The organism is Cryobacterium ruanii (genome assembly GCF_004404055.1).
Classification (GTDB): Bacteria; Actinomycetota; Actinomycetes; order Actinomycetales; family Microbacteriaceae; genus Cryobacterium; species Cryobacterium ruanii.
Map to the genome: position 1 here is coordinate 20,222 of NZ_SOHK01000005.1, position 14,661 is coordinate 34,882.

Annotated in this window: 12 protein-coding genes; 5 read left to right on the top strand and 7 right to left on the bottom strand. The window is 66.1% G+C overall.

Features of this window, described 5'->3' with window-relative positions:
• Window positions 1-52 precede the first annotated feature (52 nt).
• From E3T47_RS01620 to E3T47_RS01630, 3 genes are read right to left on the bottom strand one after another with little or no spacing between them, the layout of a single operon-like run.
• Window positions 53-2,077, bottom strand: coding sequence for a PTS fructose transporter subunit IIABC (locus tag E3T47_RS01620; RefSeq protein ID WP_134553915.1), 2,025 nt, complete (start codon window positions 2,075-2,077; stop codon window positions 53-55).
• Window positions 2,074-3,075, bottom strand: coding sequence for a 1-phosphofructokinase family hexose kinase (locus E3T47_RS01625; RefSeq protein ID WP_134553916.1), 1,002 nt, complete (start codon window positions 3,073-3,075; stop codon window positions 2,074-2,076). Before E3T47_RS01625 ends, E3T47_RS01620 begins: the two co-directional genes overlap by 4 nt.
• Window positions 3,072-3,860 (bottom strand): DeoR/GlpR family DNA-binding transcription regulator, encoded by a 789-nt coding sequence (locus tag E3T47_RS01630; protein ID WP_134553917.1) that lies wholly within the window; start codon window positions 3,858-3,860, stop codon window positions 3,072-3,074. The genes E3T47_RS01625 and E3T47_RS01630 overlap by 4 nt, the downstream gene beginning before the upstream one ends.
• Before the next feature lie 185 nt (window positions 3,861-4,045).
• On the opposite strand from E3T47_RS01630, the gene E3T47_RS16085 reads away from it, so the two are divergent.
• The 5 genes from E3T47_RS16085 (at window position 4,046) to E3T47_RS01655 (ending at window position 9,904) form a co-directional block, all read left to right on the top strand.
• A complete protein-coding gene (locus E3T47_RS16085) occupies window positions 4,046-5,317 on the top strand; it encodes an exonuclease SbcCD subunit D (protein ID WP_181445805.1) in 1,272 nt (423 codons plus the stop codon).
• Entirely contained in the window at window positions 5,314-8,313 is a 3,000-nt protein-coding gene (locus E3T47_RS01640) for an AAA family ATPase (RefSeq protein ID WP_134553918.1), read from the top strand. The genes E3T47_RS16085 and E3T47_RS01640 overlap by 4 nt, the downstream gene beginning before the upstream one ends.
• A 117-nt stretch (window positions 8,314-8,430) precedes the next feature.
• Window positions 8,431-8,970, top strand: a complete 540-nt coding sequence (locus E3T47_RS01645) for a 5' nucleotidase, NT5C type (RefSeq protein WP_134553919.1) — start codon at window positions 8,431-8,433, stop codon at window positions 8,968-8,970.
• Between the two features lie 293 nt (window positions 8,971-9,263).
• The gene (locus E3T47_RS01650) at window positions 9,264-9,611 is read left to right on the top strand and encodes a hypothetical protein (RefSeq protein WP_241981850.1); all 348 of its coding nucleotides are present in this window, start codon (window positions 9,264-9,266) and stop codon (window positions 9,609-9,611) included.
• Window positions 9,608-9,904: a hypothetical protein gene (locus E3T47_RS01655; RefSeq protein ID WP_134553920.1), complete on the top strand. Its 297-nt coding sequence runs from the start codon at window positions 9,608-9,610 to the stop codon at window positions 9,902-9,904. The genes E3T47_RS01650 and E3T47_RS01655 overlap by 4 nt, the downstream gene beginning before the upstream one ends.
• A gap of 25 nt (window positions 9,905-9,929) precedes the next feature.
• Here E3T47_RS01655 and E3T47_RS01660 read toward each other — a convergent pair whose 3' ends face one another.
• The 4 genes from E3T47_RS01660 to E3T47_RS01675 all read right to left on the bottom strand — a co-directional run bounded on the left by E3T47_RS01660 (window position 9,930) and on the right by E3T47_RS01675 (window position 14,573).
• The gene (locus tag E3T47_RS01660) at window positions 9,930-10,799 is read right to left on the bottom strand and encodes an amino acid ABC transporter ATP-binding protein (protein ID WP_134553921.1); all 870 of its coding nucleotides are present in this window, start codon (window positions 10,797-10,799) and stop codon (window positions 9,930-9,932) included.
• Entirely contained in the window at window positions 10,786-11,454 is a 669-nt protein-coding gene (locus E3T47_RS01665) for an amino acid ABC transporter permease (RefSeq protein WP_134553922.1), read from the bottom strand. The genes E3T47_RS01660 and E3T47_RS01665 overlap by 14 nt, the downstream gene beginning before the upstream one ends.
• A gap of 12 nt (window positions 11,455-11,466) precedes the next feature.
• Window positions 11,467-12,270 carry an amino acid ABC transporter substrate-binding protein gene (locus tag E3T47_RS01670; RefSeq protein ID WP_134553923.1) on the bottom strand — a complete coding sequence of 268 codons (804 nt, stop codon included), beginning with the start codon at window positions 12,268-12,270 and terminating at the stop codon, window positions 11,467-11,469.
• A 155-nt stretch (window positions 12,271-12,425) separates the two neighbouring features.
• Entirely contained in the window at window positions 12,426-14,573 is a 2,148-nt protein-coding gene (locus tag E3T47_RS01675; protein WP_134553924.1) for a RecQ family ATP-dependent DNA helicase, read from the bottom strand.
• Window positions 14,574-14,661: the final 88 nt, after the last annotated feature.

The following is a 14,661-nucleotide window of genomic DNA, read 5'->3' on the forward strand; positions in this document are numbered from 1 at the left end:
TGGCGTCACTGTACTGCGTGTCGTTCCGCGCGGGTATCTAGTGCTTGTCGGGTCACGCGTTCACGAGAACGGCTTCCGGGGCATCAACCGGGCGCTTCCGCACCGCGTAACGCTTGAGCCCGACGACCGCGAACGCCGATACAACAGTACCGATCACGATCGCGAGCAGGAACAGCAGGAAGTTGTCGATGGCGAAGAACACGAATACTCCACCGTGCGGCGCCTTGCTCGTGACATTCCAGGCCATCGACAGCCCGCCGGTGACGGCGGCGCCGAGCATGGCAGCCGGGATCACCCGGAAGACGTCGGCGGCGGCGAACGGAATGGCGCCTTCGGAGATGAACGAGGCACCAAGCAGCCAGGCCGCCTTGCCGTTTTCACGCTCGACCAGGCTGAACAGCTTCTTGTCGAGCACGGTGGCGAGGGCCATTGCGAGCGGCGGCACCATGCCGGCGGCCATGACCGCGGCCATGATCTGCCACGGCGCCTGGTTGGCCAGGCTTGCCGCGCCGAGGCCGGCGACGGCGAAGGCATAGGCGACCTTGTTCACCGGGCCACCGAGGTCGAAGGCCATCATGAGGCCCAGGATGACACCGAGAATCACAGCGGATGCTCCGGTCATGCCGTTCAGCCAGTCACCGAGACCCACGGTCAGCAGCGCGATGGGCCCGCCGAGAACGATGAACATCAAACCGGAGGCGACGATCGACGCGATAAGAGGAATGATTACGACGGGCATCAGGCTGCGCAGCCAACGCGGAACGTTGAGCTTGGCGAAGCTCGCGGCCACGACACCGGCGAGCAGGCCGCCGACGATACCGCCGAGGAATCCAGCACCCATGAAACCGGCGACGGAGCCGGCGACGAAGCCCGGTGCGATACCGGGACGGTCGGCGATGGCGAAGGAGATGTAGCCGGCCAGCGCAGGAACCAGGAAGCCCATCGACAGGGCACCGATCTTGAAGAAGACCGCCCCGAGATAGACACCCAACCCGCCGAGAACGTTCGCCCCACCGTCCGGCAGATTGAAGAGGCTGTTGTTCAGCACCACCTTGTCGGCTACATCCGTGATCGCGTAGCCGCCGAGCAAAAAGCCGAGGGCGATGAGCAGGCCTCCGCCGGCGACGAAGGGAATCATGTAGCTGACACCGGTGAGCAGCGCGCGCTTGAGCTTCTGGCCCAGGTGCTCGCTCTTCTCCGTAGCGTCATTCTGGTCAACGGTTCCGCTGACCCGACGGGCATTCGGGTTGAGGGCAGCCGCGAGGGCCTCCTCGATCAACCGGCCGGGTTCGTCGATGCCGCGCTTGACCGGGGCGTTGATGACGGGCTTGCCAGCGAAGCGTTCCCGGCCGCGCACGTCAACATCGACGGCGAAGATCACAGCGTCGGCCGCAGCGATGACCGCGGGGTCGAGCGGGGTGAGGCCGGCCGACCCCTGCGTCTCCACCTGGAGGTCGACTCCAACCGCTTTAGCCGCGGCAATCAGGGAGTCGGCGGCCATGTAGGTGTGCGCGATGCCGGTCGGGCAGGCGGTGACGGCGACGATTCGCTTCATGCCGGTCCGTGCTGGACCGGTGCCGGTATTGGCACTGTCACCGGCAGCGTGGGCGCGAGCGGCAACCGGTACGGGGGCAACGACGTTGTTGACGAGTTCGACGATCTGCTGCGTGTTCGATGCATCGCGCAGCGCAGCGGTGAAGTCCTTCTTCATGAGCGACCGGGCCAGCTTGGCCAAAATCTTCAGGTGCTCCTGGTCGGCACCGTCCGGTGCTGCAATGAGAAAGACCAGGTCGGCCGGGCCGTCTTTCGAGCCGAAATCGACCGGGGTCGACAGGCGCGCGAGCGCGAGCGTGGGCTCCAGCACCGCGGTGGAACGGCAATGCGGGATAGCCAGGCCACCGGGGATGCCGGTGGCGGTCTTCGCCTCACGGGCGAGGGCATCCGCGTACAGAGCCTCGATCTCGGTGGCACGACCCGACGCGACGACGAGCTCGGCCAGGTGCCGAATGACGTCCTTCGGCTCGGTACCTACATGGGTCTCCAGAGCAACGAGCTCCGGGGTAATCAGTGCACTCACTGGATATCCTCCTGTGGATATGAGACCAGGACTGGCCGGGGGACCGGTGCTGGGGCAAGGTCCGTCACGGTGACGGCGCTGGGGTTGGTTTGGTGAAGAGCGGGAACGGTGGAACCGGGCAGGGCGGCGGCGGCGGCGCCGTGGGCGGTGGCTTGGCGCAGGCAGTCTGGGGCGCTCGCTCCGGCATTGCTCTGCAGCAGGTAGCCGGCTAGGGCGGAATCGCCGGCGCCGACGGTGCTCACGGCGATCATCGGGGGAGTGGTGGCGATCCAGCTGCCTTCGGCGGTGACGAGCACGGCACCCTTCGCACCGAGGGTCGCCAGCACGGCACCGACGCCGCCCGCGATCAGAACGCGAGCCGCGTCGACGACTCGCGCGGGGTTCGCTTCGAGTGTGTCACCGTCGAAGAGTCCGCTGAGCTCGGCGAGTTCCTCACCGTTGGGCTTGAGCAGGTCGGGGCGGGCGAGCGCCGCGGCAGCGAGCGGGCCACCGGAGGAATCAACGGCGACCTTCGGTGCGTCACTGCCGAATCGGGCGCGCAACTCGCGGATGATCCGGGCATAGAAATCATCCGGCACGCCGGGTGGAACCGAGCCGGCCAGCACGAGCCAGCTCGCTCCGACCGACTGGTCCAGCACGAGGTCGACGAGGGCGTCCTGCTGAGCGAGGGTCAGTACCGGACCGGGTTCGTTAAGCTTGGTCGTGGTGCCGTCGGGTTCGGTGATCGCCACGTTGCTGCGGAGCGGCGCTGCAATCGGCAGGCCGAGATGCGGAATTCCTTGGCTGGTCAGGGCGAGAAGTACTGGATCGTCGGCGTCGCCGGGCAGGATGGCGAGGCTCGAAATGCCGCTGGCTTCGAGGGCGCGGCAGATGTTGACGCCCTTACCGCCGGGCTCGCTGTGGGCAGCCACGGCCCGCTGTACCTCTCCGCGCTCGAGCGGGCCGGCCAACTCGATGGTGCGGTCGAGGCTCGGGTTCGGGGTCAGCGTGACGATCATGCGATCACTACGTCGACGTCGGCCGCAGCGAGGGCAGCGGCGAGATGAGCGGATGGCGCAGCATCCGTTATTAAAGTATCGATCGCCGCGAGGGTGGCGAAGCAGACCAGCGTTTCCTGGTCGAGCTTGCTGGAATCGGCGAGCACGACGACGCGTCGGGCCGAGGTGACGATCGCCGATTTGACAGCCGCTTCGACCGAGTCCGGGGTGCTGAGACCGAAAGCGGTGCTGATGCCATTCGTACCGATGAAGGCGATGTCGGGGCGGAGGACCCCGAGCTGCGCGACGGTGCCGGCGCCGACGATGGCGCTGGTCAGGCCGCGTACGCGGCCACCGAGAATGTGCAGCTGGATGGTCTCGTTGCGGGAGAGTTTGCCGGCGATCGGTACCGCATTGGTGATCACGAGCAGCTGGTCACCGGTGACGGCGGGCGTCCATCCGGCCAGCCGGTCGGCGAGGCGCTCGGTGGTGCTTCCGGCGTCGAGCACGATCGAACCGGTGCGGCTCGCGGGGATCATGCGCATCGCCGCGTCGGCAATGCGTGATTTCTCGTCGAGATGCTGGGTCTGGCGTTCGTCGAGGCTCGGTTCCGACAGGCTCAGGCGGTCGATAGCTACGGCGCCGCCGTGCACGCGACGCAACTGGCGAGCGGCTTCAAGGGTGTCGAGGTCACGGCGCACGGTCTCGGCGGTGATGGCGAATCGCGTGGCGAGCTCGCTCACGGTGACCCGACCCTGGGTTGCCACGAGTGCGGCGATCAAAAGTTGACGTTCTTCGGCGAACACGAATGCCTCCTCGACGGTGAGTGATTTTGACTATTAAGTGGTTTTTATTGACTTTAGCTGTGTTTATTTTTGTTTGTCAAAATTTATGAAGATAAACAAAGAAATGCGATGAGTGGTACCCGCGAGCCCTGCCGAGCGGATGCCGCCGGTCGGCACTGTCGGTGCGCCCCGGTACCGTGAATAGCATGAAGATTCTGCACACCTCGGACTGGCACATCGGGCGCACCTTCCACACCCATTCCACGCTCGCGCACCTCGGCATCGTGCTGGATGCGCTCGTTGAACTGGTACGCGAACGCGGCGTCGACGCGGTGGTCGTGGCGGGAGACGTCTTCGACTCGGCGATGCCCTCGAAAGAGAGCTACGCGCTGCTCACCGGCACGCTGCGGCGGCTCAAAGAAGCCGGGGCAGCCGTCGTCATGACGAGCGGCAACCACGACTCGGCGACCCGTCTCGGCTTTCAGTCGGAGTGGGCGGCCCTGGCCGGCATCCACGTCGTGACCCGGCCGGAGCAATATCTCGAGCCGATTACCATCACCGACGAGTACGGTCCGGTGCATTTCTACGGCATTCCCTACCTCGAACCCGTTCTCATTCGCCACCTGCACCCTGGCGTGTCGCTCAAAACCCACGAGCAGGTGCTGAATTTCGCCATGATGCGCATTCGTGACGACCTGGCGGGCCGCGGGGGGCGCAGCGTCGTGCTCGCGCACTGCTTCGCGGCCGGAGTCGCTCCGGCCGCCGAGTCGAGTGATGTGGAGCGCGACATCACCGCTGGTGGGCTCGACGTCGTGCCGCTCGGTGTCTTCGACGGCTGCGACTACGTCGCGCTCGGCCACATTCACGGGCGGGCCACCCTCACCGAGCGGGTGCGCTACTCGGGAGCCCCCCTGCACTATTCCTTCTCCGAGGTTGGCAAGCCGCGCGGGGCCTGGCTGGTCGAACTTGATGCAGAGGGTCTCGGTGGGACTGAACACAGTAGGGCTGAGCACGGTGCGGCTGAGCACGGTGCGGCTGAACACGGTGCGGCTGAGCACGGTGCGGCTGAAGAGAGTGCCGCCGGACACCCCGCCGTCGAGTGGGTCGACCTTCCCATTCCGCGCCGTCTCACGGTGCTCACCGGCGAACTCGCCACGCTGCTCACTGATGAGACCCTCGCTCACAACGAGGGCGACTGGGTGAAGGTCGTCCTCACCGACCGGGTGCGCCCGCTCGATGCCATGCGCTCGCTGCAGACCAGATTCGCGCACTGCGTCGCGCTCGAGCATCGGCCAGCGATCACGCTCGAAGCGGGTGGCTCCACCTACGCCGAGCGCATTCGCGCGGCCACGAGTGATGCAGAGATCGTGGCGGGCTTCCTGTCGTTCGTGCGGAACGGAGTTGGGCCCAGCGAGTTTGAAAGCGCGTTGATTGCCGAGCTTCAGACCGAACAGGGTGCGCAGGAGGCGAACGCATGAAGATCAAACGACTGCGCCTGGCCGGGTTCGGACCATTCAAGAACGAACAGATTGTCGATTTCGAGCGTTTTGACGCCGACGGAATCTTTCTCATCACCGGCAAGACCGGTGCTGGTAAGTCCAGCATCCTCGATGCAATATGTTTTGCTCTCTATGACCAGGTGCCGCGTTTCAGCGACGCGGAGAAGCGTTTGCGCAGCGACTACTGCGAGCCCGATGATCCCACCTTTGTCGAACTCGACTTCAGCCTGCGCGGGCGCGACTACCGTCTGTTGCGCAGCCCGGAGTATGAGCGAGCGAAGAAGAACGGTGCCGGAACGACCACCGCAGCGCATACCGCTGCACTGTATGTGCTGCACGGCACGCACTGGCGTGGCGTCGCGGCCAAGCCCAAAGCCGTCGGCCTTGAACTGAGCGCGATTCTGCCCTTGAAGGCAGACCAGTTCCTGCAGGTGATCCTTCTCGCCCAGAACCGGTTCCAGTTCTTCTTGCTGGCCAGGACCGACGAACGACGTGCCGTGCTGCGCAGCCTGTTCGGAACCACCCGGTTCGAACAGCTGGAAACCGCGCTCGTTCAGCGCCGCAAGTCTCTCGATGAGAGCCGTGCTGCCGTGCAGCGCGATGTCGCTGAATATGCCACGGCGGCCATGCACCAGCTGCGACTTTCCGTGCCGCCGGTCGCGCCCGACCTGGGCTGGTTCCTCGATGCCTTGGCCGGCCTGAAGCGCGAGGTCGACGTCGCCGCGCGAGGCGTGGAGACCGCAGCGGCGACCCTGGCAACCGCGACCATACAACACCGAGCGGCAACCGAGACTCAGCGGCGTCAGGCCCGGCGCGCTTTTGCCGAGGCCACCCTGGCGACCCTCGACGCAGGCTCTGCCGAGGTCGAGGGAGAGCGAATTGTGCTCGGCCACGCCGTGCGGGCAGCACGGGTGTGGCCGCACATTCGCAGCAGCCGGGCCGCGACTCTCGCGTGGCAGGCGGCACTGGCCGATGAAACCTCGGCCCGGGCCGCGTGGCTGCCATTCGACGCGGCGTTCAGCGAGAAAGACGTGGGCACGGGCGGCGTCGACACGCAAGACGATGCCGAGCCGGCACTGCGTCCGATCATGGATTCCCTAGTGGGGCGGCTCGGAGCGCTCGCCGAGGTGCTCGCGGAGGAAGAGCGGCTCCCCGCCCTTGACCTCGAAATCACGGCCTTGTTCGACCTGCTCGCTGTTCAGACCGAAGACCTGACGCGTGCCGAGCAGCGACTCGACGAACTGCCCCAGCAGATCGATTTCGTTGGCGTGCAACTCGCGGCAGCGACACTCGCCGCCGCCGGTGAGAGCGACGCCGACGCGGCCGTGCGCCGGGTCGAAGCCAGGCTCGGGGCGGCTGAAGACGTGGTGTCCTCACTGGCCGAGTTGGTCGGTGCCGACCAGCAGCTGCTGGTCCGCAGTCGTGACAACGCGGCAGCCGCCGTCGACTACGAGGCGCTCGTGGCCCGGCGGATCGCCGGGCAGGCGTCTGAACTGGCCAGTTACCTCGTCGACGGTGCAGCCTGTGCGGTCTGCGGGTCCGTCGAACACCCCGACCCGGCGGCAACCCGGGGCGGGGTGATCACCGCGGCCGACCTCACCAAGGCGCGCGAGCATATGCAGGGTCGGCAGCAGCACTTGTCTGACGCCCAGCAGGCCGCGACCGCCCTGACGAACCGGCTCGCGCAGGCGCAGGCGCTGGCCGGGGAACGAAGTGTCGATGAGCTCCGCGCCGAATGCGCTGCCGCCGGTGCCCGCTTGTCGACCGCGCGCTTGGCTGCCGATCTGGTCGATGGGCTTCGGCAGGAACAAGCCAATCTCCGACAGGGCTTGTGTCTCGCTCAGGCCGCAATGGTGGCCGTGCGGGCGACACGCGATGCGGCGGCGGACACCCACAGCGTGCGGTCCGGGCAGCGCGACCTGCTCGTGGCACGCGTGGGCGCGCAGCGCGGAGCGAGCGACAGCGTCACCGACCAGGTGCGTGCCCTGCAGTACGAACTGGACTGCGCGCGGGCTTTGGACGGCGCGCTCGCCCTCAGTCGACGACGCGCCACCGCCAACGATGACGCCACCAGCCGGGTTATGGGACAAATGAGGGAAGAAGGCTTCGGCGACGAGGAGACGGCCGTCGCGGCACGCATCGACGAACGCGAGAGCATACGGTTGGAGACCGTGGTGCGGTCCTATGACGACGAATGTGCAGCAGCGCGCGCGGCAGCGGCAGATCCAGAGCTGATCGGTCTAGCGTCAGCACCGGTCGATCTTGAGCCGTCCCAGCGAAAGGTCGACGCTGCGAGCAGCGCGCGCGATGCCGCCGTGAGCGAGCACAGCTCGCTGGCCGAGCGGGCCGGCCAGCTGGCCGAACTCGTGCGCGGAGTCACGACGAGATTTGCGGCATCCGCTGACTTGCTTAGCGTGCACTCCCAGGTGCGCGAGCTGGCTGACGTCATGCAGGGCGACGAACCGAACACGAAACGGATGCGGCTGGAGACCTATGTCCTGGCCGCCCAATTAGAGGAGATCGTCGCGGCGGCCAACCTGCGCCTGCGCACGATGACGAGCGGACGGTATGCGCTCGAACACGACGACTCTCGCGTGAAGGGCGGTGCGCGCTCTGGACTGGGCCTGATGATCCGAGACGGGTTCACCGGCCGTGCGCGGGCGACGCAGTCCTTATCGGGGGGCGAGACATTCCTCGCCTCCCTGGCCCTCGCGCTCGGGCTGGCCGAAGTGGTGACCGGGCAGGCGGGCGGCATCACGCTCGATACCCTGTTCGTCGATGAGGGCTTCGGCTCGCTCGACAGCGAAACCCTCGAGACCGCCATGAGCACCCTGGACACGCTGCGTGCCGGAGGCCGCACGATCGGCCTGATCAGCCACGTCGATTCCATGAAAGAGCAGATTCCGGCCACGCTGCGTGTCTGGGTTACCGACCAGGGGTACAGCCGAATCGAGGCTGACACGGCCACTGTATGACCCCGGGCAACGGCCTCCAGCCCTGATGGAGTTGACCGCAGGCATTGCCGATCCGGGGCGACCCTGTCACCATCGGAGCGTTGCCGCAACGAAGCGAGCCGCGTCAGGGAGCCCCAATTGAAGAAGATCCTCTATATCGACCTCGACAACACCCTCGTCAATGTGCAGTCGGGAATCGACCGACTCACCAACGCCGAGTACATCCGCTACGAGAAGCGGCTCGACGAAGTACCCGGCATTTTCGCCCGGATGGAACCGATCAGTGGTGCCATCGACGCCTTTCACACCCTGGCCCAATCGTTCGATACCTACATTCTGTCGATGGCCCCGTGGGCCAACGCGAGCGCCTGGCAGCACAAGCTCGAGTGGGTGCAGGAACATCTCGGAGCGGATGTCGGCGGGCCGGCCTACAAGCGGTTGATCCTCTCGCACCACAAGCACCTCAACCGGGGTGACTTTCTCGTCGATGACGGGTCGGCTATCGGCGCTGACCGGTTCGAAGGGGAGCTGATCAAGTTTCTGACACCGTTGTTTCCAGACTGGAATACCGTGACGCGCTACCTGCTCGAGCGCGCCCAGACTGCTCCGCACCCGGAGCAAAGGCCCCGATCGCTGCACCGCCCGGCACTGCGGGGTGGGGCCGCACTGTCCCACTGACCTGTTCGTGAATTATGCAAGACAAGGTGCGAGTTTGGTGCTTGAGCGCGTGCGAGAGGGGCTGTATATTAGTAATGCCTAGACCAGTCCGATTGCCCTGCCGACCGGACTGGTCTTTCCTTGTGAGCGTGCCTATCGCACGCGCGCGCGGAATACCATAAACCATCCAAAGTTTTTGTCTAGGGGTTTACCCACATGTAAATCTGGGGTAATCTCATTTTCAGACAGGCTCGAATCGGTCCCGGTGAATCCCCCCGGACGGGTGCGCGCCGCCAGATGATTGGGCGAAGACGATGGTGGAACTGAAGAAGATGACGGAACTTAAATCGGACTTCGTTCCGATGGGTGAAGTCAGCGCCGATGAGCGCTCCCGCATGGCGTTCGGTAAAGCTGGTGTGCACCGCGACGATCGTTACGCCGTCGCCGTGAACGCCGACGGAGAGATTCTGCTGACTCCGCTCGTCTCGATCCCGCGCCGCGAGCTTCTGGTCTGGGATGATGAGGGCATCCGTGCCGCCCTGGTGCGAGGCCTCGAGCACAGCAGCAAGGAAGAAACGAGCGAGGGCGGCGACTTCACCCGGTACGCCGATGAGGAGCATGCGGCCGATGATTCGACCGCACCGGCCGAGACCCAGTCATGAGTTTTACGCTCCTCCTGACGAGAGAAGCGGCTTCGGGGCTGTCGCTCCTCGAAACGAAGCCACAGCTGGTCGGCCGTCTTAAACGAGTGCGGACCGCTCTCGGTCGCCTGCAGTTGAACCCCGATGACCCCGCGTTGCGCTCGCACAAGTACGTGTCGCTCGCCGGCAAGAAGGGTGAGGCGGTCTGGGACTCCTATATCGAGCACCGCACGCCGACAGCCGGTCGCATCTACTGGCACTACGGTCCTGGCCTCGACCGGATTACCGTCGTGATCATCACGCCGCATCCGTAGTTCTTCCCGTGCCGGCTGCTGTGCCCTAGAACGGGTGGAGCAGCCGGTGCAGAAATTGGCGGGTGCGCTCCTGCTGCGGGTTCCGTAGCAGCTGTTTCGACTCGCCGTGCTCGACGATGGTACCGCCGTCGACGAAGGCAATTTCGTGCGCGACCTCGCGGGCGAATTCCAGTTCGTGGGTGACGATGACCATACTCCAGCCCTCATCGGCGAGCTCCTTGATCAGGCGCAGTACGTCGCCCACGAGCTCCGGATCGAGAGCCGAGGTCGGCTCGTCGAACAGAAGCAACTGCGGTCGCAGCGCGAGGGCTCGCACGATGCCGACCCGCTGCTGCTGGCCGCCGGAAAGCTCGAACGGATAACTGTCCCGTTTGTCGGTCAGGCCGACCCGCTCGAGCAGGGCAAGCGCCTCGGCCGTAACCTCGGCGACCGGGCGATGCTGAACGACGACCGGTCCTTCGATCACGTTTTGCAGCACGGTCTTGTGGGGAAACAGGTTGTAATGCTGGAACACCATGGCAGACCGGTCACGCAGGGCGGCAAGCTGTTTCGCTGTGGTCTTGGCGGCAAAATCTATGGTGACCAAAACGGCCGAGTTGGGACCGCGGCCGGGCGTGTGGCCGACACTGGCGCCGCGAACAGTGGTCGACGCGGCGACCTCGATGGTGCCGCCATCAGGCAGCTCCAGCCCGTTCAGGCAGCGCAGAATAGTGGTCTTACCCGAGCCGGATGGCCCGATCAGAGCGAGCACGCGGCCGCGGCCCACGGTGAGGTCAACCGATTCCAGCACCCGGTTGCTGCCGAAACTCTTCTGCAGACCGCGCACGCGCAACAGGCCAGCGAGTGCCGCGGCATCCGCTTGGCCGGTCGTCTTGGGGGGATCAGCGGGCGACATAGCGGTCCAATCGCTTTTCAAGAAAACCCTGCCCGGTGGACAGCACCAGGCAGATGACCCAGTAGATGAGGGCTGCTTCGAGGTAGATCAGCATGAATTCCGTGCTGAATGCCGCGATCTGCTGCGCCTCACGGAACAGTTCGGTGACCAGAATCAGCGAGGCGAGGGAGGTGTCTTTGACCAGGCTGATGAACGTGTTCGACAGCGGAGGCACCGAGACCCGGGCTGCCTGCGGCAGGATGATGCGGGTGAGGGCCCGACGGTGGGACATTCCGATCATGTAGGCGGCTTCCCATTGGCCCTTGGGCACCGAGAGAATAGCGGCCCGGATGACCTCGGCCGCGTAACCGCCGACGTTGATCGAGAACGCCACGACGGCGCTCGGCCACGGCTCGATGGTCACGCCGATCGACGGCAGCCCGTAGAAGATCACGAACAGCTGCACGAGCAGTGGAGTTCCGCGCACGATCGAGATGTAACCGCGGGCGATTCCCGACAACCATCGCTTCGCTGACAACCGCATCAGGGCGAGGGCGAGAGCAAGCACGAGGCCGATCGCAAACGACGTCAGGGCAAGGGGAATCGTGCCTCGCACCGCGCCATCGAGCAACGGCCAGAGCGAGCTGAAGAACAACTCCCAATCAGGCTGGATCATCGAATCAGTGGGTTACTGGCTGACGTCTGCGCCGAAGTACTTGTCGGAGAGCTCGGCGAGCGTTCCATCTTTTCTGAGAGTCGCGAGCGCTTCGCTAACGGCGTCGGCCAGCGCGGTGCGGTCCTTCGCGAAAGCGAAGGCGCTCTCCGAGCGATCCTCGGTCTCCGCGGCAATCTTGAGACCTTCGGCACCGGTGGATTTCTGGTAATCGAGAAAGGTCAACTTGTCGTTGACCGTGGCATCCACTCGACCCTGCTCCACAAGGGTGACCGACTGGGCCCAGCCCTCCACGGCTTCGACGGTTGCGCCGCTCTCGGTGGCCAGGGTGTTCCAGTTGCTGGTGAGCGATTGCGCCGTGGTCAGGCCGTCGAGGCTCTCGAATGAAGTGATCGAGGTGTTGTCGGTCGGAACGACAATGACACCGGTGGAGTAGGTGTACGGCGTGGAGAACTCATACGCCTCGAGGCGTTTCGGAGTGATCGATACCTGGTTGGCAATGGTGTCCCAGCGGCCGGCGGTGAGGCCGGCGAAGATGGCGTCCCACTGGGTCTCTTCGAACGCGGCGTCGACGCCGAGCTCGGCGGCGACGGCGCGAGCCACCTCGACGTCGTAGCCAGTGAGTTCGCCCGAGCCGTCCTCGTGGAACGAGAACGGGCGGTAGGTGCCCTCGGTGCCGATCGTGAGGGTGCCCGAATCGAGGACGCTGCTCAGCGAGTCGTCAGTGCCGGTTACGTTATCGCCATTCGAGGCGGAGCAGCCGGTGAGGGTGAGTGCGACGACGCTGAGCAGGGCAGCCGGAATGAGTCTGAACTTCATGACAAGAATCGCCTAACGTACTAGTTGGGGCGAGCGGGTCGTGCGGGTGTTGCCCCAGAAATGTGCGGAGGCCGCAGGTAGCGACATTCCCTCCGTAACAAGGCGTTGCAACCGCATATTATTCCGGTCGCAACCGACAACGCGCTGCATGCGGGCTACGAGCGCAGGGCCAGGGTGAATGGCAACACCGCTGAGGCGCCGTGCTGGCGCAGCACCCGTGCCGCTACCGTCACGGTCCACCGGCTGTCGGCCAGATCGTCAATAAGCAGAATCGGGCGGCCAGCGAACGGGGCGAGCGTGGCGGCCAGTTGGGGGGCCACGGTGAAGCGGTCCCAGACGCTCGACAGTCGGTAGGCGCTGTTGCCGCCCGGCTCGCCGGTCGGGCCGCCGTTGGCCCAGTCCACGGCGCCGAGCCACGGCAGCCGGCCAACTTCTGACAGGGAGCTGGCCACCGAATCGATGAGAAGCGGATGCCGCCGCGACGGCATCGATATGATGGCCGCCGGTCGCTCGGCCCACCCCCACTCGGCGAGCACACGCACACAGGCGGCGAGCATTGCCGGCGGGGCGGGGGCATCCGCTGCCTGGGTGTCGAACAGGTCCCGCAGAGGGCCGCCCCAGCCGAGATCGGTCAGCCGGGCTAGCGCGCGGCCGGGTTCGGCGCGTTCGGTGAGCGGGATCTTGCCCGTGGCCGCGACGCTAAGGTTGCTCATGCCGGTGGGCCACTGAGCGCGCACGTCGATGGCGACACCGACCCGGTCGAGCGATTGCGCGGCCGTGGCCGCCGCTCCCTCGGCCACATCACTCGGGTACCAGGCGCCCCGACAGTTGTCGCAGCGGCCGCAGGCCACGGCGGTGTCGTCGTCGAGGGCGCGCTGCAGAAATTCCATGCGGCAGCCTGTGGTGCTTTCAAATTCGAGCATCGCCCGCTGCTCGCCGCGCCGGGCGGCTGCGATGCGCTCGTAACGCTCCCCGTCGTAGACCCAGGGCTGCCCGGTGGACTGCCAGCCGCCCTTGACCCGGTGCACGGCGCCGTCGACGTCGAGCACCTTGAGCAGCAACTCGAGCGGCGTGCGCCGCAGGTCCACCCTGGCCTCGAGGGCCGGGGTCGACAGGGGAGCGCCGGCTGCTTCGAGCGCGCCGATAACGGCGAGGGCCTTGGCCTGGTTGGGCATCGAGGCTGTCGCGAAATAGTGCCAGATGGCTTCGTCTTCGGCGCCGGGCAGGAGAAGCACATCGGCCGAGGCGGTGGCGCGGCCGGCTCGCCCGACCTGCTGGTAGTACGCCACTGGGGAGGACGGCGCGCCCAGGTGCAGCACGAAGCCGAGATCGGGTTTGTCGAATCCCATGCCGAGGGCGCTCGTGGCGATGAGTGCCTTGACCTGGTTGTTCTTGAGCAGCCCCTCGGATTCTTCGCGCTCGCCCGTGTCGGTCTGCCCGGTGTAGGCGCGCACCGCGTGGCCGGCCTCCCGCAGCAGCCGGGCGGTGTCTTCCGCGGCCGCCACGGTGAGGGTGTAGATGATGCCGCTGCCCGGCAGGTCGCCGAGGTGGCTGAGCAGCCAGGCCAGGCGGGCGCGCGAATCGGGCAGGCGCAGAACGCCCAGCCGCAGCGAGGATCGGGCGAGCGGGCCGCGGATAGTGACGACCTCGGCAATGCCCGGGGTGGCGGTGGCGCCCGGGAAACCGGCGGCGACCATGCCCACCTGCTCGGCGACATCCTGCACGACGCGACTGTTGGCGGTCGCCGTCGTGGCGAGCACGGGCACGCCGGCCGGCATCTGCGCGATCAGGTCGCGCAGCCGGCGATAGTCCGGGCGAAAGTCGTGGCCCCAGTCGGAGATGCAGTGGGCTTCGTCGACCACGAGAAGGCCGACCCGGGCGATCAGGGCAGGTAGCTGTTCATCGCGAAAAGATGGGTTGTTCAGTCGTTCGGGCGAGACCAGCAGCACATCGACCTCGTCGGCGTCGAGCAGGAGCCGCACGTCGGTCCACTCGTGTGCGTTCGACGAGTTGATCGATACCGCCCGCACCCCGGCGCGCGCGGCGGCCGCGACCTGGTCGCGCATCAGGGCCAGCAGCGGCGAGACCAGAATGGTCGGGCCGGCACCCTGGCGTCGCAGCAACAGGGTCGCCACAAAATACACGGCCGATTTGCCCCACCCGGTGCGCTGTACCACGAGCGCTCGGCGGCGCTGGTCGACGAGGGTTTCGATGGCCTCGTATTGTCCGTCGTGAAAGTCGGCGTCCTCCCGACCCACGAGGGTGCGCAGAATGGCCAGAGCGGATGCGCGGGTGTCGGTCATCCTTCAAGGGTGCCAGATACCGCCGACACTGCCCGCCCTTCGTTCTTCGCATGCGCGCAAAATCGCTGGGGACTCTGCATCGAGTTGC

What these genes read in the sequence shown, in the direction of transcription:
- E3T47_RS01675 (WP_134553924.1), bottom strand. Translation starts at nt 14,573, where the DNA reads ATGACCGACACCCGCGCATCCGCTCTGGCCATTCTGCGCACCCTCGTG.
- E3T47_RS01660 (WP_134553921.1), bottom strand. Translation starts at nt 10,799, where the DNA reads ATGTCGCCCGCTGATCCCCCCAAGACGACCGGCCAAGCGGATGCCGCG.
- E3T47_RS01640 (WP_134553918.1), top strand. Translation starts at nt 5,314, where the DNA reads ATGAAGATCAAACGACTGCGCCTGGCCGGGTTCGGACCATTCAAGAAC.
- E3T47_RS01665 (WP_134553922.1), bottom strand. Translation starts at nt 11,454, where the DNA reads ATGATCCAGCCTGATTGGGAGTTGTTCTTCAGCTCGCTCTGGCCGTTG.
- E3T47_RS16085 (WP_181445805.1), top strand. Translation starts at nt 4,046, where the DNA reads ATGAAGATTCTGCACACCTCGGACTGGCACATCGGGCGCACCTTCCAC.
- E3T47_RS01655 (WP_134553920.1), top strand. Translation starts at nt 9,608, where the DNA reads ATGAGTTTTACGCTCCTCCTGACGAGAGAAGCGGCTTCGGGGCTGTCG.
- E3T47_RS01625 (WP_134553916.1), bottom strand. Translation starts at nt 3,075, where the DNA reads ATGATCGTCACGCTGACCCCGAACCCGAGCCTCGACCGCACCATCGAG.
- E3T47_RS01670 (WP_134553923.1), bottom strand. Translation starts at nt 12,270, where the DNA reads ATGAAGTTCAGACTCATTCCGGCTGCCCTGCTCAGCGTCGTCGCACTC.
- E3T47_RS01650 (WP_241981850.1), top strand. Translation starts at nt 9,264, where the DNA reads ATGGTGGAACTGAAGAAGATGACGGAACTTAAATCGGACTTCGTTCCG.